At 42.3% G+C, this 24,114-nt stretch carries 11 protein-coding genes; 2 read left to right on the plus strand and 9 right to left on the minus strand.

The window, feature by feature from the left end; translation table 11 throughout:
• Nucleotides 1–39: 39 nt before the first annotated feature.
• From CTER_RS13310 to CTER_RS13340, 7 genes are all read right to left on the minus strand, one after another.
• The gene (locus tag CTER_RS13310) at nt 40–1,404 is read right to left on the minus strand and encodes an extracellular solute-binding protein (protein ID WP_004626098.1); all 1,365 of its coding nucleotides are present in this window, start codon (nt 1,402–1,404) and stop codon (nt 40–42) included.
• 170 nt (nt 1,405–1,574) lie between these two features.
• On the minus strand, nt 1,575–3,143 hold the full coding sequence (locus CTER_RS13315; RefSeq protein ID WP_131469431.1) for a hypothetical protein: 1,569 nt from the start codon (nt 3,141–3,143) through the stop codon (nt 1,575–1,577).
• 211 nt (nt 3,144–3,354) lie between these two features.
• The gene (locus CTER_RS13320; protein WP_040761116.1) at nt 3,355–5,175 is read right to left on the minus strand and encodes a hypothetical protein; all 1,821 of its coding nucleotides are present in this window, start codon (nt 5,173–5,175) and stop codon (nt 3,355–3,357) included.
• A 113-nt stretch (nt 5,176–5,288) separates the two neighbouring features.
• Entirely contained in the window at nt 5,289–13,637 is an 8,349-nt protein-coding gene (locus tag CTER_RS13325; RefSeq protein ID WP_004625909.1) for a carboxypeptidase regulatory-like domain-containing protein, read from the minus strand.
• Nucleotides 13,638–13,975: 338 nt separating this feature from the next.
• Complete coding sequence (locus tag CTER_RS13330; protein WP_004626002.1) at nt 13,976–15,586, minus strand: response regulator; 1,611 nt, start codon at nt 15,584–15,586, stop codon at nt 13,976–13,978.
• Nucleotides 15,583–17,394, minus strand: coding sequence for a cache domain-containing sensor histidine kinase (locus CTER_RS13335; RefSeq protein WP_004625995.1), 1,812 nt, complete (start codon nt 17,392–17,394; stop codon nt 15,583–15,585). The genes CTER_RS13330 and CTER_RS13335 overlap by 4 nt, the downstream gene beginning before the upstream one ends.
• 105 nt (nt 17,395–17,499) lie before the next feature.
• Complete coding sequence (locus tag CTER_RS13340; protein WP_004625915.1) at nt 17,500–19,974, minus strand: glycoside hydrolase family 38 N-terminal domain-containing protein; 2,475 nt, start codon at nt 19,972–19,974, stop codon at nt 17,500–17,502.
• A gap of 187 nt (nt 19,975–20,161) precedes the next feature.
• Here CTER_RS13340 and CTER_RS27000 point away from each other — a divergent pair, with 187 nt between their 5' ends.
• The gene (locus tag CTER_RS27000) at nt 20,162–21,064 is read left to right on the plus strand and encodes a helix-turn-helix domain-containing protein (protein WP_004626041.1); all 903 of its coding nucleotides are present in this window, start codon (nt 20,162–20,164) and stop codon (nt 21,062–21,064) included.
• A gap of 31 nt (nt 21,065–21,095) precedes the next feature.
• Here the strand turns inward: CTER_RS27000 and CTER_RS13350 are convergent, their stop codons facing one another.
• Both CTER_RS13350 and CTER_RS13355 read right to left on the minus strand, forming a co-directional pair.
• A complete protein-coding gene (locus CTER_RS13350) occupies nt 21,096–21,488 on the minus strand; it encodes a bacteriohemerythrin (RefSeq protein WP_004625938.1) in 393 nt (130 codons plus the stop codon).
• A gap of 110 nt (nt 21,489–21,598) precedes the next feature.
• Nucleotides 21,599–22,240, minus strand: coding sequence for a GGDEF domain-containing protein (locus tag CTER_RS13355; protein WP_165585964.1), 642 nt, complete (start codon nt 22,238–22,240; stop codon nt 21,599–21,601).
• A gap of 677 nt (nt 22,241–22,917) precedes the next feature.
• On the opposite strand from CTER_RS13355, the gene CTER_RS13360 reads away from it, so the two are divergent.
• Entirely contained in the window at nt 22,918–23,868 is a 951-nt protein-coding gene (locus CTER_RS13360) for an L-lactate dehydrogenase (RefSeq protein WP_004626077.1), read from the plus strand.
• Nucleotides 23,869–24,114: the final 246 nt, after the last annotated feature.

Below are 24,114 nucleotides of genomic sequence, written 5' to 3' on the forward strand. Positions count from 1 at the left end.
CATATCGAATTAGCGGGTATTTACAATTGTTGTGTTTAATTACTTTGTATTTTTATCAATTTCAGACTGGATATTTTTTGCAGTCTTTTCAGGATCCTGTCCCGAGAACATACCTTGAATTTCATTTCTCACTTTATCGGACATTGTAGGCAATGGATCATAGCTGTACACCTCTGCCTTAAACTCTGCACTGTTGAGAAGATTGCTGTACTCAACGGTCAATCTGTCAACAACACTTGGATCAGACTCCATTTTGATCGGGAAAATACCGCCCTTTTGAACTTTTTGATAATATTTGAAGGCATCCACCGAGGTTGTATACTTAAGCAGGCTTAAAGCCGCATCTCTCTTTGCTCCCTCAGCTTTTCCGGATATGCAGAACGCTCCTCCGGCTCCGCCCATCCATACATTCTGGTTGTCAGGCTTGTCTGAGAAATATGGGAAGGGTACAACACCAACTTTGTCAGCTATGGGTGAAGCTGTTGCTTCGGGAACATACCAGCTTCCATTCATATGCATTGCCGACTTTCCGGAATGGAACATTGCCTTTTCGGCATTGTTGTCATAAGTGGCGGGTTTGTCTCCAAAATATCCTTTTTTGGCCCAATCGTTAATAATTTTGAATATTTCCACCATGTCCGGGTCGTCATATCTTGCTTTTCTGTCGGCCAGATCCATGTTTTTCTGAGCCCCCAGTTTCTTGTCGATGAGGTTTGCTATAAGGTGTCCGCCCCTCCATACGTCCTTTTCTCCCAAAGCCATCGGTACAATACCAGCAGCCTTGAACTTCTCAGAGACAGCTTCAAATTCTTCAATGGTTTTTGGGGGCTCGGCACCTATTTGCTTGAATAAGTCCTTATTATAGAACAGCGCAACTGCAAAGAATTCATATGGAACTGCATATGTACCTTCCACATCTTTGAACTGGAAGTTTTCAAAAACCGGCAGGAAGGGTTCCGACCATGTTTTATCAGCTTCAAGATCAGCACTTAAATCAGCTGCAACTCCGCTCTTGGCATATTCTCCAAAAGCAGCTCCGCCATAAGTCTGAAATAATTCCGGCACATCGCCGCTTGCCACAGCTGTTTTAAACTTCGTGTTAAAGGATGCTTCATCCTCTATTGACTGGTCTTCTATTGTGATATTTGGGTTCTTATCTTCGAATTCCTTTACTCTGTCTCTGAATGCAACCGCATTGGGCTGGTTGCTGGATAATCTCGTCAGGATTCTTATGGCTACCTTTTCATTGCTGCTCTGCGGTGCAGATGTGCTTGAAGTACCGGCTGCCGCCGAGGAAGCAGAAGTATCCACGGCGGTATTGCCGCCGGAGCCGCAGCCTGCCATACCCAACATTGAAACACTGATTGCAACTGCAAGAGCCATACTGATCTTTCGTCTTAGCATTATTTAATTCCTCCCAAAATAATATTGAGTACAAAGTGTGTATATGCGCGCACATTATAGTCAGAAAGACTCCCAACCTGCAAGAGTCAAGAATTGTTTCTGCCATAGTTAAATTATAAAATTTTCTGTTATTTCATAAATGTAATTTCTTTGACCGATTAGGAAAATTTTTAATCTTTTTTTAACCCTTTTTTATATAGCGCCCATTTGTCCAGATTTTCCTTTTTGCCCAGAAGCTCATACCTGAGCATCTTATTGTTTGTATCAGCACCACATACATCAGCTCGGAGATAATATTGCTTCAAAAGGGAATAGACGGCAGGAGACAGTTTTTTTACATTATTCTCCACATCCTCGGAAGCAAAATGAACCGAGGTTTTCTCGGCCTGACCGGTCAGTTCACTTAAACCCTCAGTTTCCAGGGAATCCAGAGGATATTCCGGATCCAGGAGCCTGAACCAGGTCCATTGAGTATATTCAATTTCCTTCAGACTCTGTATTGTCCTCCGGGTATCTTCTTTTTTACCGTCTCCCAGATACCATAATGGCAGCAATTCATTATTGTACATAAACTTGCTCTCAAATGTTTTATATCCATCGCCTGCGGCGTACTTTACAAGCTCCTCCAGGAGCAAGTTCCCTTTCTTGCCGTGCTTTAAAATATATTTCAGTATTCTGTCGTGTTCTCCATATTTCGAATAACCCATATCATCCAGGGCTTTAATCATAAGAGGTGCTTCGGTATAGTGAAGAAATTCCGTTATCCCTTTGAAACTGCTGTATTTCTCTTCTTCCATGGGCATAACACTGAAGAAATATTTATCCTTCAGACGCATGTACAAATATTGCTTGTACAGCATCAGGAATTCCTCATTTTTATCCAGGCCCGTCTTTTGCCGTATACCCGCGGGCAGGCTGTTCATAGACATATTTTCATAGTAGGTGGCCATACCCTCATAAAACCACAATTGAGGCGGAGTATGAAAGGTGGTTTCCCGTACGGCAGTATCAAAAAAGGCATGGAACATTCTATGTCCCATAAGCTGCCAGTCTCTTGTCTTTCCGGGTTGGAAGGAGCTTCCGCAGGTCTGGGTGCTGGAACCGCTGATAATATAGCTGCCGTCCTTCAAATCCTCTCTCAGAAGCAATATGGAAAAATTTATCTCACTTTCAAATAAACCGGCATAGTATTTATAAATACTGTTCAGTCCGTCTTCCACCTCCCGGGAATAATTCCCTTTATAGGCCGGATCAATCAATACCTGAAGTTTTCCTTCCCCTTGTTCATAAGAATATTTTCTGAATTTCCCAAATGCAAAACAGGACTTTCTGAGGTCATATATGTCTGCCCAGGTTGGTTTTACCAGCTGTGAAAACAGTTCATCGCCGGTTTGTTTTGAGTAGGGGACAACAGAAACCCAATCCTTTGGAATGTCATAATGAATGGTTATCCTGCCCACATTTCGTTTTATTTCGCTTTCCTCCGTACTGAAGGCATACTGGGGAAGTATGAGAGCCCCGTCTCCGTCAAAAGTCACCATATCGGAGTATGCCCCGCCCCGGTGCCCATGTTTGTCAAGCTGCCCCAGACTTACATTGTATTCAACCAGTATACTCTTATCATTCCCGGTGATTATTTCTATAAAATCATCTTTGACATCAAAATCCATTTTTTCACCGGTTTCAGCACTCCGGCATTTAATGTCAGAGCAGGGGATATCGCCCTTATAGAGCTTCAAATGCTCATTCTTCCTAACTTTTTGCATATTTAAATTCACATGCAGCCGATTATTCTGTCCGGATAAAGGGCTTACTTCATAAACATATGAAAGGCCCCGGCCGCTAATAAACAATGAATAATATGCAATTATCCCAAAAGCAATAAGCAGTGAAACAGATATCAATAGAAACCACTTTTCAGTGAATAACTTACCAAAAGAGGCCCACCTTTTAATTGGACTTTTTGTCTTCAATAATTTCATCATTTTCAGAATCCAACCCTAAATTTTTTATGTACTCATTCCACTTATTTATGTTAACTTCATCGCTAAGGAGTTTATATTTCAACAAAGGATCATTAATATCCTTCAAACCGCACACATCTGCCCTTAATTTATATTGCTTCAACAGCATGAAAATGGTAGGTGAAAAATTACCCACCATTTCTTCGGTTTGCTTTGAAGCAAATACCACATTTTCAGCAATTGAAGCATCGGCTATCTTTTCAGGCTCCAGTAAAAATATCCTGTCATAGGGATATATGGGAATCTCCTGCTGATTCCAGCTGCACAGCAGCCTTTCATAATCATCCAGCCGCCTTGTTATTATCTCCGGCTCTTCTTTTTCTGAAATGCTGCCGGAATAAGGCATTATGGTATCTCCCGACAGATAATTGCGGATGAGCTCCTCTCTTTCACCTGCCACCGCAAGCATCAATTCACCCACATTTATGTTTTTTTCAGCTCTGTATTCAAGCAAGTATGTCAGAAGGGCATTCTTTTTAGCCGGTGCTGTTTCGGCCATATCCTCTATGCTTTTAATGACCAGCGGAGCTTCAGTATAGAAAAAAAACTGCAGCTGCCCCTGTAATGCACTCTTTTCATCGGCTGGCGACAATTTGTACATTGAGGGTTCCTTCAGTCTGAAATAGATGTATCTGGAGTAAAGTTCCGCAAATCCGTCGGAAGAATTGAATCGGTAATTTTTTCCCGCATTCTCTCCAAGACAGTCCAGTGACAGATTTTCATAATAGGTGGCCAGCCCTTTGTACAGCCATAGATTAGGCTGATAGTGCAGATTAACGGCATTGATTTTATTGTCAAAAAATGCACTGTACAAACTGTGGGAAAAAGTTCTGATGTCATTTTCATTGCCTGGCTCCATGCTTATGCCCAGTGATTTACCGCCTATTCCGGCAACTGTGGTATTTTCCTTTGCTCTGTCATTTTTCAAAATAATTATCGGACAGTCTTCCAATCCGCCTCCGAACAGTTCTGCATAATAATCATACAGGCTGCCTATGACTCTGACAGTCTCATCGGGCAATTGGGACTTGTATGCCGGATCAAATAATATATTTACATCGCCATTCCTGCCTTTAATATATTTGTTAATAAAGTCTCCAAAAGCATAACAGGATTTGGACAAGTTATATATTACATTCCAATCGGGATTATTGATTTCAACGGATTCAAGCTGTTTGCCACCGTTTTTTTGATATGGGACAACCTCTTTAATACCGCTCCCCGCATCGGTTTTTATAACAATTTTACTCACGGTCCTTCCGATGTTCCCATGACCTTCCTGGTCGTAATCAAAGTATGGAAAAAACAAGGAACCTTCACCGCTGAATGCAATCAGATCATCTTTATAAATGCCCTGATATGCACTGCCTGAGAAGTCACCTATTTTAACCTTATAGGATAAATCAATATATTGGGGGTTGGAGCCTGAGGGCTCAAGTATGAGCTTATTGTCCTCAGCACTGAAAAGAACCTCATTGCCGTCACTATCCATGCATTTTGCATCGATGGGATTAAAACTACTGCTTCCAAGTATAATTTTCACCGGAGAAAATATTCCGTCTCTGATGATTTTCATATTAATCTCTACGGTTTTCTCCTCATTGAATTGAGGCTTAATGGTATACTCGATTTTTATGGTGCTCAAGCCGGGTTTTATAAAGAAAAAGAATACAGCTGAAATACACAGCATCAATGTAACTGCAATTGAAATTATCATATATTTTCTCTTAAAATTTAATTTGCCCATATGTTACCCCTGTCGGAAATAAAGAATTCTGATTTCTTGGAGATGTAATGAGAAGCCAAACCGAAAAAGGTTTCGGTTCAGCTTCTCAAGAAAACTATAGGTATTATCAGATATTATTGCTGCTTGAAGTAAATGCTGTACAGCATTGCGGCTGCCTCTGCCCTGGTTGTAAAGGAGACCGGGTTGATATTCTTGCCGTCTCCGTTTATATACCCTAACATGACCATGGTTGCTGCATCGGCTGAGGCGTATTTTGCAATTTTGCCTTTATCCGAGAACTTCTCAAGCTGCTCCTGTGTTCCGGAAGCAAGGTTATTATCAACTGTTCTCAGCGCCTTTACAGTCAGGACCATCATATCCTGTCTGGATATCCGCCTGTCGGCCTCAAATTTATTTTCTCCGACACCGGCTGTTATACCCAGCTTTTTAGCTGTTCCTATCTGCTCATAGTACTTATTTGTCAGGCCGACATCATCAAAATTTGAATCAAAAGCTGCTTTTATATCCAGGGTCTTGATGAGCCATGCAATAAATTCACCTCTTGTTATATCCCTGCCAGGACTGAATTCAGCCTCGGAGGTGCCTTCAATTATTCCCTTTGCCGCCATTATTTCCACAGGTATCTGCATCCATGAAGCTTTCTTTATATCGCTGAAATTCTTATTCACGAACACAATGGCATATTTGCTGAAATGGGTTGTATTGAAGATGACTCCCTTTGCATTGGAATCATACCTTGCACTTGGCACTGCTGTCGCATTCCCTTTATCGTCCAGATGCCATACCGTAATATTGTCCTTTTTTAACATTTCCTCCCGGGTTGGGGTATAGGGAATATATACGGTTACAGGTGCATCAGGATTATTCCAGGTTATGACCTGGTTGTTTACTTTTGCCGTCAAATCAATTACAGGCCTGGTCCCGACAAACTTTCTCATTTCTGAGCCCAGTTGGCCGGTTTCCACCTGGGAAATGCAAATGGTAATATTCTGTGCATTCCCCACAGCTCTTGCCGTAAGCATGTTACCCGGTATGTCAATGGTTGCTGCGTCAGTTTCCAGCCTGATCCTTCTGGTCTTAATTTCTGAAGTCAGGTACTCGGCAGGAATTACATACTCCAGTCCCCTGGCAGTCTTAACCGCGGCATCTGAAGATATTGCTACCGTTTTCACTCCATTCTTGTCGGCTTTTGCAGTCTCAAAAGCTTTTTTCAAAAATTCCGGACTCACTGCTGCGGCTGCCGGTTCCTGAGAGGTTGAAGCCGTTCCGGTATTTGAATATCCACTGTTGCTGCCATTGCTACTGTTACCGCCGCTGCTGTTATTACCGCCGTCACTGCCGCCGCTGCTTATTTTAGCCAGTATGACATTGGCCTGGGTCACTTCTCCGGCAGTCACATTTATTCCGGTTGACAGGCCGTTCTGGTATCCTGCCTTTGCAACAGACAATGTATATCCTGTTCCTGCTGAGACCTCAGTCATTGTATATATTCCGGCAGTATTGGTAATGGCTGTGTAAGCCTTATTGCCGGCCGAAAGATATACTGTTGCTCCCTCAACAGGATTCCCGTATTCATCCGTCACTTTACCCGATAGCATTCCCTTATTCACCGGAACAAGGATTATGTTGTCCACCACTGTTATTTCGCCTTCAATAACAGTTACTTCGGGAATTGACACACTTTGATATCCGGTTTTTGAAGCGGTTATCAAATAACCTGTCCCTGCCTTCAGGTTATTTAGAAGATAGTCACCTGAAGCGTTTGTTATAGCTGAGCTGCTCTCTGTGGTTGAGTCTCCTGTTGTCGTGGAGTCATCTGCTGACGCGGAGTCACCTTCTGTCGTGAAATCAACCGTTATGGCAGAGCCACTTGTCACAGATGGGTCATCTGTTTCAACCGGATCGATTGTCACACTCCGGTTGCCGGTTTCCGCCGGGCTGCTTATTGTTATAACTGCACCCTGGACCGGATCTCCAAATGCATCCAGCACTTTTCCCGAAATTATTCCGGTTCCGGGTTTAATAACTGCTGTCAGTACTAAATCACCCAGATATGTGGTGTTATCTGAAATTACATTAATCCCGTCAATGCTTCCGTTCTGGTAATCAGTCTTGCTTGCAGTTATGGAGAATCCTGTTCCGGAAGGTACCATCCCGATGGTATATGTTCCTTCAGCATCTGTTGCAGCCAGATATTCATTCCCATCGGCCGTCAGTTTCACATTTACTCCCTGGAGAGGGTTTGACGAGTTATCCATAACCCTGCCGGTAACTGACCCCGTGGTATTTGTAGATACTTTAAAGGCATCTATAATAAGGTATCTGCCATTCAAGGCATTGACAATCCTGATGGTATGCTGTCCATAAGGCAAGCCGTTTCTTCCGTACAAAAGGTTGCGGGCTGATGAGGTATCGGATGCCAGATGTAAGGTTCTTTGAAACTCGCCGTCAATATAAATATCAGCATCACTCAGGCCGTGATCCAATTCCGTATAGAAGAATATTCCTGTTCCGGTAAAGGTATATTCACAGTATGCGCCCATATCCATCGTATACTTGATATCGTTTTCAAAATCACCGTTGCTCCGGTTATCGCTGTATCCCCAGTTGCCGCTGTATGTGACCGAACTGTCATCACCGTCAATGAACAGTGCATTTTCAGGTGCAAACGGGTCCAATATGATATCCTGGGCCAAAACCGTATCGCCGGCTGTAATTACTACTCCGGATACATATGAGGCCTGGTAGCCCGGTTTGACTGCAGTCACCGTATAAGTTATCCCCGTCGGTACATTCGCTATTGTATAGCCTCCGTCTGAATCTGTTGCAGCTGCAAAGCCTGTACCTTTTACGGCCACAGCCGCTCCTGCCACCGGATTATGGGAACTGTCGAGTACCCTGCCTGTGATTGTCCCCAGCTGAGCTATCCGGCTCAGCACCAGATCACTTTCTATTGTTGTATTTCCTGAGATTACGTCAATTCCCGCTGCTGCCGTCTCCTGGTAACCAGCTTTTGTCACAGTCAGAGTGTAGCCTGTTCCAGACGGTATATTTACCAGAGTATAATGTCCTGAAGCATCAGTAATAGCCGAATATTCCGCATCATTTACATTAATGGATACATTTGCTCCCGGAATGGGATTATTGGCTGTATCAATAACTCTGCCGGTTATCTTCCCCGTATCAGGCAGCGGGGCAGGTTCCAGCGCAAGCTCACCGACTTCGGTTGTGCTGTCTGATATGACATTGATTCCGCCGATGTTACCATCCAGATATCCGGCTTTGCCTGCAGTAACGGTATAACCTGTTCCTGCCGGTACACTGCCGATTGTGTATGCTCCTGCCGCATCAGTTGCAGCGGTGTACCCGGTTCCTCCGGCCTCTGCCGTTACATTTACTCCTTCAAGAGGACTTCCCTGAATGTCTTTTACAATACCAGTGATTGCGCCTGTGACATTTTGTGACACCTTGAATGCATCAATTATAAGATATTTTCCGCCCAGGGCATTGACTATCTTTATCGTATGCTGACCGTACGGCAGGCCGTTAAGACCATACACCTGCATATATGCCAAAGGTGAATCCGAGGATAAATGCACTGTTCTCACCTTTACATCATCAATATAAATATCCGCGTCACTCAAGCCGTGATCCATTTCGGTATAGAAGTATATTCCTGTGCCTGTAAAAGTGTATTCACAGTAACTGCCCTGCTGGTCGGTATAATGCACATCATTCATATAATCCCCGTTGCTCCTGGAACCGCTGTAGTTCCAGCCCGAACTGTAGGTCAGCGAGCCGTCGTCATCATTGATGACCGAAGCATCAGCCGGAGCCAGAGGATCCAGGACAATTATATCGCTGATGGCAGTTCCGTCGGATACGATATTGATGCCTTTAACGGCCCCATCCCGATATCCGGCTTTCTGTGCCGACAATACATAGCCGGCGCCGGCTTCAACACCGCTGATGGTATATACTCCTGCCTGATCCGTCACTGCCGGATAAGTATTTCCGCCTGCCGACAGGTTTATGCCCACATTTGCCAGAGGGCTGCCCTGAACGGTATTTACAATACCCGTCAAAGCCCCGGTAGTATTTGTTGAAACCTTGAAGGCATCTATGATAAGATACCTGTCATTCAATGCATTGACAACCTTGATTTTATGGGTTCCATAGGGCAGCCCGTTTTTTCCGTATACCTGATAAAAAGAGCTTCTGGAGGTTGATGCCAAATGGATGGTAGCATCTTTAGTTCCGTCGATATATATATCGGCATCACTTAAACCGGTGTCCATTTCCGAATAAAGGTATATTCCCGTACCGGTAAAGGTATATTCACAGTAGCTTCCCTTTGTAGCTGTGTAATTTACGTCATCCAGATAGTCCCCCATACCTCTTGAACCGCTGTAGTTCCAGCCTCCGCTGTAGGTTACGGCACTGTCGTTGTTATTCACAATTGAAGCATTTGAAGGCGCCACCGGGTTATTTGTAACCTGGAACCCGTCAACAGTCAATTTTGAACCCGATATCAAAACCAGCCTGATCACATGTTTTCCCGGAGTTAAACCCGTTTTTGAATATACGGTCTGGAAAAAATCAAGCCTGGAAGCAGCGCAGCTGACGGTGGCATCCTTGATTCCGTCAATATATATGTCGATAGCTCCCATTTCAGGATCTTTTTCAGATATAAAATCAATACCCGTACCCATAAATGTAAATTCACAATAATCGCCTATTGTCTGGGTATAGTGAATATCCGATTTATAGTCCCCTCCATTTCGGCCGCCGGCATAAAGCCAATTTCCTGTATATTCTATTCCGCCTGCGTCATCATTTACAATCAGTGCGCTTTCTTCAGGTGCGGGATATACATAAGGCACCGGCGTATAATTTGTTACCTTGAATGCATCAAATATTGCCCAGTATCCGGTAGCCGCCACCAATTTTATCCTGTGCTCTCCCAGCGGAAGATCCTGCTTGCTGTAGACCGAAGCTGCCACCTCCGGTGAAGCTGCCAGTGTATTTACAGTGTCCATGAGTATATCATCGATATATACCTCCACGTCACCCTGGTCATTTCCTTTTTCGGTGATAAACTCTATACCTGTACCGATAAACGAGAATTCTACCGTTTGATGATTATTTCTTACGTCGTCGGCATAATGCACATCACCGCCGATATTGGCCCCTCTCCCGTCCTGATTGGTCCAATGGCCTCCGTATTTGATGAGGGGTGAATCATCATTGATTACCGTCACATTATTATTTACAAAAGGAACCGTTACATTTGGCTCGGCAGGCAGGAAACCTCCGCTTGCCAACGACATGGCAAATATCTTCATATTGGGGTTATCCGGCAAGGTTATACTGCTTGCTGTTTTTGCAGGATCAAGTGTTATTTTGTATACATACAGGTATGTTTCCCTGTACGCGTCATCGCCCCAGGGATTATGCCTGTGGGATACCGCATATCCGATTTTGTCGGTTATTCTGGTCAGACCGAAACCGCCTATCATTGCAGTCCAGCCGTTAAACTGCAGGGTTTTGGCAGTGGATGATATGCCGTCGTCATATTGAACACTGAAGTCACCCGATTGAGGTCCGTTTACCGAGGTTCCCAGAATATACAGTGCATTGTTGGGATTTGAACCGGAATTCAGGGGTATTGTCTGTCCGGCTGCCATCACAACATTCTTTTGTCCATCCTGTTTGGGTCCCATGGCAAAACTGATGTCTTCGCTGACAATCTCATCCGGCAGCTGTTCAGCTGAGACAGTGTGCCCATTTAAATCCATATCCCCGTCTGCTCTGTCTGAATCATGGCTGATCCCGTCCTGATTGTATTCCAGACCAAGGTTGACTTTTGTTACAACAGGTTTGGTATCGCCGTAATAGGGGCTGTCCAACTTTACTCTGAAGGTCTTCAGCTCATATTTATGCAAGGAAGTACTGAAGGAATTCCCGCTGTACAGTGTTGCTGCCATGTCCTCCTCTATGAGGTTTGTTTCGTGCAGGGAAGTTATATTTCCGGCAAAAGCTACATTGACATCCGTATTATCCCTGCCCTGTGATTCATACAATCTTACAATAAGATCGTCTGAATTTTCAGCTTCGGCCTTTTTTATTGCAGCAACCGTTATATTTGGTTTGTCCACTGTCACAAAGGAGAAGGTCTTTCCCAGGCCACCCGGGTGCGGCTCCAGCTTATCCTGGTACACAATGAAGGGTTTGGCCATACTGCCTGCTTCCCGGGGTGTATTTCCGTCTGCCCAGGTACTTGCATGTGAATATATTGAATATGTGAAGTTATGTACACCCATATCGGCATCACTGTCCATATTCTTGGCAGCTCTGAGCAGGCTCAACCTGAGGGTATTATCATCCACCTTATCCCAGCCGTATTTGCATTCACTCAGAATGCTCACTCCGAAGTCGCCGGAAGTATTTGTTATATCCGCCCATTTTTGAGCAGGTACTTCCCTGTTGTCGGGGTTTCTGTTGCCTCTTTCCACCGTGCCGTAGGAAAGGTCAAAGGTGGCATTGGGATTTGAAACCGCCAGCGGGAAGGAGGCCTTGATCATTTTGTTGGTTTCGTGCCAATCCACCGTCATTGGAAAATCCACCCTGCCGATATCGGAATATAATGATATTCTCTGTTTGAAAGTGGAGCTTCCATCGGTTTTTGTCACTTCATAAGTTGCTCTGACCGGGCCTGTTTCCAGCAGAGTTATGGCAGGATTATTGTTTAAGATGGCAGGTGTGGCTATCTGGTCTGCCCAGGTAAATATCCAGGCCTGCCAGCCGCCATCCGATTCCTGACTGTCATCCTTGAGCTTTTGCAGCTCGATTTCCTTTCCCGTTTCAAGCACTTCTCTATTATTTTCCTTGTCAAAAATCCTTTTTACATTTCCTGTAGCTCCATTGAGTTCTACTATGTAACGGTCGTTTTCCATAATATTATTGCCTATGGTCAATCCCGTATTATATGTTCCCGCGGCTGCGGCAGCCTCAGCGTGATATACGGCATATCCCACGGAGGGGACATCCTTTGCAATGAAGAGTACTTTGGCTGTATTTCCGTTAATAGTTGCCTGCGAAGGTATCTCGGAGCCTGTCGCATCATATATTTTCACTGCGGCAGGTGTCGAAGCAAAAGTCACCTCAGTCTCAACTATGTCGGTTCTTTCATATGACAGGGAATTGAACACTACTATGGGGATCCCGGGGCCCGTGGTGTCGGCACGTGAGGCAATAGCCGCCATGGAATAGTCCTCGCCGCTTTTCATGAGATTTGAAGCAACTTCGGCATCACTCCAGGCATCCTGTATGACACTGTCTATGGAACATCCGGGTAAAATATCATGATGCTGGGAAACCAGTATTTTTTTCCATGCCCTGTCGAGCTTTTCAGCAGGATAGGAGGCCGCACCAAGCCACATTGTCAGGCTGTTGAGCTTCTCAGCTGCTTCTGCCATCACTTCGTTGTCATTGTTATATCTTTTTAAATCCCCATGTGTTGTGTATAATCCAAGCTCATGGTTGTAATAAAGCTCCTTGTTGAATTCGGGGATTTTTGCCTTTTCCTCTTCAGTTAAAGAGTCAAAATAGTCAATCATTTTTGAAAACCGGGTCGTGGGCCCGTTCGGATCATTATTTACATTATGCACATTGTCTATTTGTGCCTGTGTGGGACCGCCGCCCATGTCACCGTCTCCGCCGTAAAAGAAACCCTTTTTGATTCCCAGCTCACTGCTTCCGGAATCCAGAGATTTATTTATCATAGCGGCACTCATATCATTTGTATAAAAGGGTGTTGGTTTGTAGGCTGGGATTATGGTACCGTCAACACCTTTCCAGTTGAAGTTGTCATAACCCGACATACCCCAGGTTGTAAAATCCGTCTCATTGGGCAAAGCACTTATTCTGGTTGCTGTAAAGGCTTTTGTCCCAGATTTTAACGCAATTTGAGGTAAAATCCAGGAATGTCCGGGATCATCGGGTAAAAATGCAACATCTGCAACCTTGCCAAATTCCTTTTTAAAAAATAATTGCCCCTCAAGGAACTGCCTTACCATTGATTCTCCCGAGGGAATGTTTGTATCGGCCTCAACCCACTCACCGCCGACATAATCCCATTGTCCGCTGTTTATCTTGTCTTTTATGTTATTAAACAAAGTGGGATAATATTCTTTCATCCATTCATAATGCTGCGCTGATGATGCACTGAACTTATAGTCTGGATTTTTCTCCATAAGGCCCAGCTGTTTTGCCCAGGTATTATAGGTTAAATCCGAAATGGTTCTGGCATAGTTCCACTGCCACGCAGTATCAATGTGTCCATGTCCCGATACATAAGAGGTATATGACTTGTCATATGCCAATACCGGACTGGCAAACACAGAAACACTTAAAAGGACAGCAATAAACAGCGCAGTGATTCTTAATTTCTTTTTGTTCATTCTTTCCCTCCCATATGATATTTTTGGCCATTCCGCATTGATTTTTCCGACACAGCTCCTTTCCCCATATTTGCAGAATTGGGCCCATAACTTTATATAGACTTTATAAAGTTTCATTTATGTGTTTTCATCTATGTAGCTGCACTTATGTCTGCTTTTTCTTTGATTTAATTGGATTTTTATGCTGATTAATTATGTTATGAGAATTTATGTTATGTTTACTTTTAAAAAAAATCTTCCTTAGAGAATAATATATTCCCAGGGAAGATTTTAAAATGGAATTTCTTTTGTGTGTTAGTAAATTTTTTAAATTAAAATATTTACAGTTATAATCCGGTTTATTTGGTTTTAAAATACTTGGAGGCAGATACGCCGGTATATTTTTTAAAACATTTGCTGAAGTAGTACGGATCGTTGAAACCAACCAATTCAGCTATTTCAAAAAGCTTTTTGTTTCCCCTGTCAATCAGTTCCTTGGCATTTTTCATCCTGCACTCCGTGAGATACTCTATTACCGAAAGACCTGCTTCCTTTTTAAAAATATTGCTGAGGTGGCTTGCGTTTATGGACATGTTGCTGGCAATATTCTCAAGGCTTAAATCACTGTTTGAATAGTTTTTATCAATATATGCCTTAACCTTGTCAACAATCCGGGTGTGCCCCATGTATCTCTTGTTGCTGTGGGCTTTAACCAGCCTGCCAAATATGTCGATAAAGAAATCTTCAATTTCATTGATGGACTCTTTATAATTTATCATTTCAGAAATATTAATATCCTGCTCTGTTATTTCCGACATATTTATTTCATTCTCTCCTGCAAAGGTGGTAATTGTTAACAGCAATTCGGATAAGACCATATACAGACTTTCCACTGTCAATTTCCTGGCAATAAATGTAGTGAATATTTTATGCAGCTCCTCTGTGATGGACGAAATATTTCCAAGTCTGAGGTTTATCAGCATGTTTTGCCGAAAATTCAGAGGTTCGGCAGGAATCCCCTTTTGAGCTTCAATAGCCTCATATTCAATAATTCTGTCGTTCCCCAAAACAAGTTTGTTTTTAAGTGCAGTTTGTGCTTCTTTGTAGGATAGGCTTATCTTTTCCAGTCCTTCATATGGTTTTCCAATACCGACGGTAACAGTAAACTTCAAAAATTCCTTAACAAGTTTTTGTGCAGTCTCACACAATGTAATATAATCCACCCGGGAGTTATTTTTTTCAGAATTAAAGGAATTTACGATAATGACTATACGATTGTTTTGATCAAATGAGATTTCAAAACAATTTTCACTTTCAAATATTTCACCAAAAATATTTGACACGGCAAATAGCCACAATTCCCTGTCATTTTCAAAAATTCCGTCGGCAGCTAAACCATCAATACCCACAACTATTACTGCCAATTTGGCATTTTTTAATCTGGGGCAGAATAACTGCAATTTCTCTGCCCCCTCCGAGGAATTATCCGGCTGAATACCTTCCAGCAGTGCTTGTATGTATCTCTGCTTAAGCAGAGTAATCCTCTCTCTGGAATTTAGCTTCAGATTTTCTATATTTTCTTTCAGCTGCAATTCCTGTGTTATCTGCTCATTGACATCGCAAAGTATCTTTTCCAGCTCATCCCGGATGACAGGTTTCAGAAGGTAATTTACAACTCCGGCCTGCAAGGCGGCTCTTGCATACTCAAAGCTGCTATACCCGGTCAATATAACTATCTTCATTTCAGGGTATTTCTCACGGGCAATTTTAGCAAACTCCAGACCATTGATAAATGGCATATTTATATCTATAATTGCCAAATTAGGCCGGACTTCCTCCACAAGGCCGAGGGCATCCTCTCCGTTTACGGCTTCACCTGCTATTTCATAGCCAAGTTTGTTCCAGTCAACACAGGACTTAAGCCTCACCCTTACCAGGTATTCATCATCAACTAAAATCACTTTGATCACTCTAGCCCACCCCACATTTCTTTTGCCGGAAGAACAATTTTTACAGTAGTGCCTTCACCGTACACACTTTCAATATTTATACCGTATTCAGGACCAAAATACAGCTTGATTCTCTCATCAGTACTCTTAACACCAAAGCTTTTCTGGACCGATTCATAGCTGGCATCTGAGAAAATCCGCCGGATATCCTCATTTCTCATACCTAAACCATTATCTATGACATAAATACAGGAGTTATTATCTTCCAGACATCCCCTTATCTCCAGATGCCCCTTGCCCTTTTTATTCCTCAATCCGTGATATATTGCATTTTCCACTATGGGCTGGAGGATAAGCTTTATTGTGGCAAAATTGTAAAGCCTTTGGTCCACAGCGATAGTATAATCAAATTGATCCCCATATCTCAGCTGAAGAATTTTCAGATACCTTTCGATAATATTCAATTCCTCCTTTAGGGAAACTATTTTGCTTCCCTTGCTCAGTACCCCCCTGTAGAACATGGCCAGCTCATCGGTAATACTGATTATATCTTCCGTTCTGTTCAATACGGCCAATCCGCATATGCTTTCCAGAGTATTATAAAGAAAATGGGGATTGATCTGGGATTGCAGCAGGGCAAGTTCATACTCCCTTTTTCTTTTTTGTTCAAAGTAGACACTTTCCATTAATGCTGATGTTTTCTTAAGCATCCTGTTGAACTCTTCGGCAAGCGCTCCCACTTCGTCTCTGGTCTTCACTTCGACGCTTACCTCAAGGTCGCCGTCTCCCATGTATTCCATTGATTTTTTCAACTTAATGATGGGGCGCGTTATTGATTTTGAAATGAAAATTATTAAAATTACTGCTGCCAGTATAAAACCCAGGCCTATATAAGCAATTTGGTTTATGAGCAGGTATTTGTCCTGTGTTATTTCCTCAGTGGGTACAATCCCCAGGATAATCCAGTCCAGCCTGTCATAATGTCTGCTGATAATAAGATTCTGCCTGTCATCAATATTGAATATTTTACCTCCCTCATTATTCAAAGCCCACTTGAAATAAGGATCATAAGAAATGTTTGAATATATTTTGCGCTTGTCGGTATTGGACACAATCTGGCCCTTTTTATTTATGATAAATATTTTTCCGCTCTTTCCAATAACAATATTCGAATATAATTTTGATATGTATTTTTCGTTGACATTGGTTTCCAGTACTCCAACCGGCAGCCCCGAATCTGCGTTTATCACTCCGCTGGTAAATGTAATAATTTTCTGTGTGGCTTCAGACTCGGTAAAATTACTTTGGTGGATATCCTGCCAGAAATTGGGACCCGAGGTTATAAAGTTCCCCCTGAAGCTATTATACTCGGGCTTGAATGCATACTTCAGGCTTTGAATCTTCCCCGAGTCATATATGTTTCCGTTAAAGTCATAGAGAATCATGGAATCGATTAAAAATCTGGGATTAATAATGCTGTCCAGTGAATTCCTCACATCCTTGATCCTGCTGTACTTGTCCAATTCATCCTCTTCACGGGTATTTGTCAAAGCATTTTGTACCACATTATTAATTTTGGCGGCTTTGGCATAGTTCTCCACATTATCAAAGGCTATGTCAAACTTTTCCGAAACCAGCCTCAGATTTTGCAAGGTACTTTCAATGGCTTTATTTATCAAAATCGCAGATGAAATGTTATAAACAAATACCACCAGTAAAATGAGCAGGGATGAAAAAACAATAATAAATGACAGGCTTATTTTATTTTTTATTGACAAGGTATAATAAAAATCTAAAAATTTCTTTTTAAGATAAGGGACTGTTTTCATAATTAGCCTCCCCGGTGCTCGACAAGCACAAGAAATGATACTGTTGAGCACTCAGGATGTATTATAAAACATAGCAACTCAACATTCAAGTGATATATATTATCACTACTCAATATGGTCCAATTCCTGAAGCTCTTTTTTCTCAAGGTCGGCCCTTAAAGTTTTTATTTCAAATTTACCGAATTTGATTTTCCTTTTAATGTTTAACGCCGGCATATTAACTTCTACTTCCCTTTCCCTGCCTGTGGGTTCAAACAGCCTGAAGATAAACCTTTGGGATTTGCCGGTCTTTTTAACCGAGGCCAGTTGTATCACATCATCATTCAGCTCTATGAGCCCCAGAGGTTTACTTCCTTCTCCTGCCGGGAAAAAAGACAGTGCGGCGGGTTTTTCATTGTGAACCAATGCTTCTCTGTCAATTGAGTTCATTCTGCTTTCAACACTGCCCCCATTGATCCAAAAATCAAAAACACGCTCACCCTGGTCAATTCCAGCCGAAAATCTATCCTGCATTACCAATGGCCTGTCACCTATGGGGTGTGCACAATAAGCCGCACCCCGCAGTAAAGAAAGCCTTATTTCCCCATTTTTAAAATCAGAACCGTAAATACAGTCATTTATACAGGTTACAGCCCTATTTTCAGTACTTGATACTGCTGCCGTCCATTTTTGTGCCTCAGTCTCGTCCCCGTTGCCGGGCAATTTCTCGACCCCATAAGCTGCCTGTCCATAATAATCGGCATCCTCCAGCACAGTTGGAACGGACAGCTTAAGCATCTTATTCCTTTCATTCCAGTTAACTCTCAAATTAACATGAATTTCTGTTCCCTTTTTAGGCAGTTTATAGGTCTGGCACAGGAAGGAATTATTGTAACGGAACACTGCCTCTATTACGCTTCTGACCTCTCCATCCTCAATGACCCTCACAGAATCAACAGTTGAAGCCGATACCCCCGAATATCCGGTCCCTTCTTCCTTGCTCATAAGTACGAATTTTCCTTTTACTTCATCAAACCTGTTTGCGTCCATTCTCCATGGATCTTCATTGTCCGACATAACCAATGGAGCGAAGGAATTGTTTTTCAGATAACTCTTGTTATTTACCCTGTACTCATCAATAAGCCCGGTATTGCAGTTGATAACCACTTCCAGCTCATCGGTTTTAAAAACTATTTTGCCGTTTTCAGCTTTTAAAGCCGGCTGGGGTTTGCCGTCCACCATCTCCAGCCTGCAGTCAAAACGGTTCATCTGTGAGGGCTCCAATTCGGCATAAAAGGCGACTTTCTTTCTCCAGTCCAAATTTACATTGCTGGCTTCCTTTTCGGGCTGAGACGGAATTTTCATATTATTCCGGAACACCTTTGCCAGAGTAAATTCCTTTGCCCAATTCTGATTTGCCAGCATGAATTCACATTCAAATATGCCTCTCACTCTGAAGGGGTGGGGATTGTATATAAGAATGGGGATTTCACCCTCTTTTGCCCTTTCCTGCCCACCTGCCAGAGCGAAAAATGCCCTGGCTTGTATTCTTGAGGCAAGCTCAAGTCCGTGGTCAAGCAGTCTGATGGAAGATTCCTCCACCTCTTTTACCGATGTGCCGGGTAAAACATCATGAAACTGGGCGGTAAGCAAATCTTCCAAAGCTTCTTTCATTTCCTGCTCAGGATATTGTATTCCGTTGTTTATGAATGCATTTGCCGCCATTTTTTCTGCCATATACAGCTCATTCTCCAGCTTGCGGTGTTTTTGCTTTATCTGTGCCTGAGAGGTGTAGCAGCCTACAAATCTTGGATTAAGGCCCTTATAGTGCCTGGGAAGCTCAATATTGAGCTTGTTCAGCTCTGCAAAATAATTTTCAGGACAGGAATGAACAATTTCATTACCCTCTGTTTTCTGCATAAATTCATTTATTTGTATAAGATCAATTTTCGAGGGTCCTCCTCCATGATTTCCCACACCCCAGGTTACCAATCCTATTTCCTTTTCAGGATACTTTTCAAGCCATTCGGATATTCTTTTGTCCGACTCTCCCAAAACGGTGCTGTAGCCTGAAAATAATTTATGGACCACAATTTCGGAATCATCAAAGCCCACCCAGATAAAATCTCCTGCCGGCACCGCTGAGCCATTGTCTTCGGGCCGCATGATTATATATGAATTAAAGCCGGTCTTTTTTAAAATTTGTACCAGGCCCCTGGAATGTCCGAAGGAATCAAAATTAATGGCAGTGTGGGGTGTCACGCCAAATTTTTCTCTGAAATATTCCCTTCCCTCCAGAATCTGTCTTACAAAAGACTCTCCCGACGGCATATTGCAGTCGGGCTGGAGGTACCACCCTCCCATTATATGCCACTTGCCCTGCCCCACAAGTATTTTTATTCTGCTAAACAGCTCAGGCTCATACTCCTCAACCCATTTATACAACAGAGCTTCATTATGATTAAAAATAAATCCGTCAAATTCTTCACAGAATCCGGCAGCAACCCTGAAGGTGGCTATTGCCGCAGCCTTTCCCTCCTGCCAGTCCCATTGCCAGACCGGATCTATGTGAGCATTGCAGATCAAGTGTATTTTTGCCATATTTCGTCCTCCAAAATTAAGATTCAATATATATAATCTCAAAAAAGAAACTAATGTAAATACATTTTTATAACCGGGTTTTATAAAAAAATAACATGCTTGATAACATGCTCATAGTTTAACTGTACGTGTGATATAATGAACCTGTTATTTAAAACATCATGCCATTGGATATTGAGGAAAAGTTATGACATTGGATGAGCTGAAAAAAGAAGCCAGTAATTTGCAGGGGAAGCTTTGCCATACTATTGCGGTTGATGATGCTATTGTCGAAATCATAGAAATAGGTTTCGAGGACACCGGCAGCAGGGTTTTCTGCCCTGCTCACAGCCATACCTGGTTTGAGTTGAACTACGTAATATCCGGAGAATTGATCACTTATTTCGGCGAAAAAAAGACAACTTTCGGATCGGAGACATATCTGCTGGTCCCGCCGGGAGTGGAGCATTCCCATAGATACAATAACAGGATGCCCCATGAAGGAATTTTCATAAGATGGCAGGTTAAAAAGAGTGATTGCAGTTTGCAGGCCTCTCCCGAAAGTATGTATAAGTCCCTGTATGCTCTGCGCGCATTGGAACCTGAATGCCACAGGGATGACAGCCGCCTTTTCGAGCTGCTTATACAGGTCTTTGAGGAGAGCATCCGCACAAATAACAATATTAATCTGCGTCTGCTATTTTTACGTTTTCTTTGTTCCTTATCAGAAATACATAATCCTGTGGAACTGGCAAATTCTCATCAGGATCAGTCAGGCTACAATGCACTCATCAAAAAAATAAACCTGATGTTCAATGATGTAAATCCGGAAAATATGACAGCCAAAAGCATAGCGGCACAACTTCATATAAGCTACGGCCACCTTGCGAGAACATATAAAAAGCTGACCGGAGATACATTGATAAAGAAGCTTAACTCGGTCAAGCTTGAAAAGGCTCTGGAGCTGCTTAAAAATTTTAATATAAGTATTAATGAAATCTCGGAAATTTCAGGCTTTTCCAGCCAGTATTACTTTAGCCGGCTCTTTAAGGAGAAATACGGCGTAAGCCCCGGCATTTATAGGAAAATGATTTTAAAACAGCCTGAGTGAATAAACCGGACTCCGGTACAGTATTAAGACATCATTTTGCAGTATATGCCTTATCAGTCTTCAGAATATGTTCTGCTATCCAGTTTAAAACAAAGTCAAGGATTTCCAGTAAGTATTGTTCGTGATCCATGTCGATCTTTTCAAGGTCAACATTATTTATCTTCTCGATAAAATCATTATGTTCAACTTTGTGACTGAACAATTTTTTATACCCTATACTCATCATATACTCCTCTTCGGAAGTAAAGTGAAAAATGGTATACTCCTTTAATTCAGCCAGAAGCTTTAGTATACGGTCATACTTGTCAATAATGAGCTCGTTTCTGATAAGCTCGTGAATGTCTGTAGCTATCTTGAATAACTGTTGATGCTGTTTGTCGATTTCCTCAATCCCAAGCAAATAATCATCTTTCCATGTAATCATGTGTAGACCTCCAATCTCTAAATGTACTCCAGTCTCTAAACGTATATATGCCAAATTATACTTATATATAATCCTTAAATCAACATCCAAATTACGACACGCCAATATATCTAGAACTCGTGTTCAGTCCCCCACACCTTCCTTTTCCGGCTATTTTTGTGATCATACATTTTCAAGTCTATTTCATGGATAAACTGTTCCATACTCATATCATTTTTATATGTGCCGTGTGCGCTGCTGTACTTCAGCATATATGGTTTCCCACACCGGATGTTATATTTTTCAACCATTTTTGCCATTTTAGCAATCAGCTCGCTTACCTTTGCCGGCGAAAGATCGTAAATTAAAATAAGGAACTCATCTCCTCCCATGCGGATAACAATTCCATTGTCAGAATACACCTTCTGAAGCAGCCTGGCAAATGTCCTCAAAGCGTGATCCCCCTCCATGTGCCCGTAGGAATCGTTTATATTCTTGAAATAGTCCAGGTCGATCAAAATAATGGATAATTGTTCATCCTGTCTTCTGCCATATGAATCCAGGCACTTTTTAAGAACCACCCTGTTTCTCACACCTGTGAGAGAATCTCTGTAAAGCTCTCTTTGCTGGATTATAATGAACATCATTATTATTGTGAAACTGCTGCTGCACCAGATAAATGCCGTCTTTCCTAAAAACAGCTGTACAAGCACGCCCGCACTGGTCATAAGACTTATGGCCAGGATATAGGCATATTCAAATTTGAGAAGCATTTTTTTGCTCAGGACGATCACATACACGCTGTATACAAGAAAGATAATGGAAATGACAAAAGGAATTATGTACCGGGAGAAACTTGCAGCTTCAAAGGTTCTTGTTCTTGAGGATATGATTGACGTAACGGTATTAAAAACAAGCATTATGTAAAAAGCATATCTCACCGTTTTTTTTCAACTTGATGGGGGAAAGAAAATAAGCACATATAAACTTCAGGAATAAATAGGATAAAAGCGGGGACAAAATACATAAAAGGCATGATAAAAAGCCTACCCAGAACAGCCCTACAGAGGCTTCGGTCAACACATTCAACACTATTTCCAGGGTGATGAGAATTAAATTTAAGAAAAGGGAGGCAATATATATCTTGTTTATCAGAGCCTTTTTATCCAGCACACTTAAAGCGTATATCCCAAAAAGGAATATAACGGCACCGGATAAAATATTCATCTGCTGCTGAATTAAAAATTGCATAAGAATTGCTCCTTAATCCTGCACTTTTTTGCATAAATATAATAATATTTTACATTATATTTCAAATTTATTCAAACAAATTATTGTTACTTTTTACCACTTTTAGGGTATATTAATAGTTACCCGGAAAATAAAGCCCTGAAGGGCAAATTTCATAACTTTTTGTGCCTTGAGCACAGCGAAAGGAATGATGGCTAATATGAAAAATAAATCAATAAACAAAATTGCAATAGTCGGCACCGGCTTTGTGGGATCAACCACTGCCTATACCCTTATGTTAAGCGGACTGATTTCAGAGCTGGTGCTTATAGATATAAATTCCCGGAAGGCCGAAGGCGAGGCCATGGATATGAATCACGGAATGCCCTTCGTCAGGCCTGTCAAAATATACAGCGGAACTTATTCCGATTGCAGGGATGCCGATATCGTTGTTATTACAGGAGGAGCCAATCAAAAACCCGGTGAAACCAGAATCGACCTGGTAAATAAAAACACCGCTATTTTCAAGGATGTTGTGGGAAATATAGTAAAGTACAATACGGATTGTATCCTGCTGGTGGTGACAAATCCCGTGGACATCCTTACCTATGTAACCTACAAGCTTTCAGGCTTCCCCAAAAACAGGGTCATCGGTTCAGGGACGGTTTTGGATTCGGCCCGCTTCAAATACATGATAGGGGAGCATATGGGGGTGGACCCCAGAAATGTCCATGCCTATATTATCGGAGAACACGGGGATACCGAAGTTCCCACCTGGAGCCTTGCTTCAATTGCAGGAGTACCCATGGACGCATACTGCAAGGACTGCAACTCCTGTGACAGTGAAAGCTTTAAGGAAACCACCTATAACAATGTAAAAAATGCCGCCTATGAAATAATTGACCGCAAAGGTGCGACCTACTATGCCGTTGCCCTGGCAGTCAGAAGGATAGTTGAAGCAATCGTGCGGAATGAGAATTCCATTCTGACCGTGTCCAGCCTGCTTGAGGGAGAATACGGCCTGAGCGATATTTGTCTCAGTATTCCAAGCCAGGTTAATTCCGAAGGTATCGCCAGAATTATTAAAGTACCTCTCAGCGAGGATGAAACAGTACTTCTGAATAAATCTGCTACAGCGCTGAAGCAGGTTGTTGAGGGGCTGAAACTGTAACCTGTTTTGTCAATTAATTTAATGCGTTGTGCCGGTTAATTTAAATTATACTTTACATTTGTATTTTTTATATCCACTGGTAACTCCCGTACTAACTTCATAAAAAAAGAAATGCACCCAAAACAATTGCGAAAATTGTACCGCCTCATTTAAAGCGGTTTTGCCGTCGCTCAAACTCGACATCCTGTCTCGATTTGAAGCTCAAAGCAACGTCCTGTTGCTTTGCCGGCAAAACCACTTTACCTT

The sequence above is a fragment of the Ruminiclostridium cellobioparum subsp. termitidis CT1112 genome, from assembly GCF_000350485.1.
GTDB lineage: Bacteria > Bacillota > Clostridia > Acetivibrionales > DSM-1351 > Ruminiclostridium > Ruminiclostridium termitidis.

What these genes read in the sequence shown, in the direction of transcription:
- CTER_RS13325 (WP_004625909.1), bottom strand. Translation starts at nt 13,637, where the DNA reads ATGAACAAAAAGAAATTAAGAATCACTGCGCTGTTTATTGCTGTCCTT.
- CTER_RS13350 (WP_004625938.1), bottom strand. Translation starts at nt 21,488, where the DNA reads ATGATTACATGGAAAGATGATTATTTGCTTGGGATTGAGGAAATCGAC.
- CTER_RS13355 (WP_165585964.1), bottom strand. Translation starts at nt 22,240, where the DNA reads ATGCTTCTCAAATTTGAATATGCCTATATCCTGGCCATAAGTCTTATG.
- CTER_RS13310 (WP_004626098.1), bottom strand. Translation starts at nt 1,404, where the DNA reads ATGCTAAGACGAAAGATCAGTATGGCTCTTGCAGTTGCAATCAGTGTT.
- CTER_RS13340 (WP_004625915.1), bottom strand. Translation starts at nt 19,974, where the DNA reads ATGGCAAAAATACACTTGATCTGCAATGCTCACATAGATCCGGTCTGG.
- CTER_RS13360 (WP_004626077.1), top strand. Translation starts at nt 22,918, where the DNA reads ATGAAAAATAAATCAATAAACAAAATTGCAATAGTCGGCACCGGCTTT.
- CTER_RS27000 (WP_004626041.1), top strand. Translation starts at nt 20,162, where the DNA reads ATGACATTGGATGAGCTGAAAAAAGAAGCCAGTAATTTGCAGGGGAAG.
- CTER_RS13335 (WP_004625995.1), bottom strand. Translation starts at nt 17,394, where the DNA reads ATGAAAACAGTCCCTTATCTTAAAAAGAAATTTTTAGATTTTTATTAT.
- CTER_RS13320 (WP_040761116.1), bottom strand. Translation starts at nt 5,175, where the DNA reads ATGGGCAAATTAAATTTTAAGAGAAAATATATGATAATTTCAATTGCA.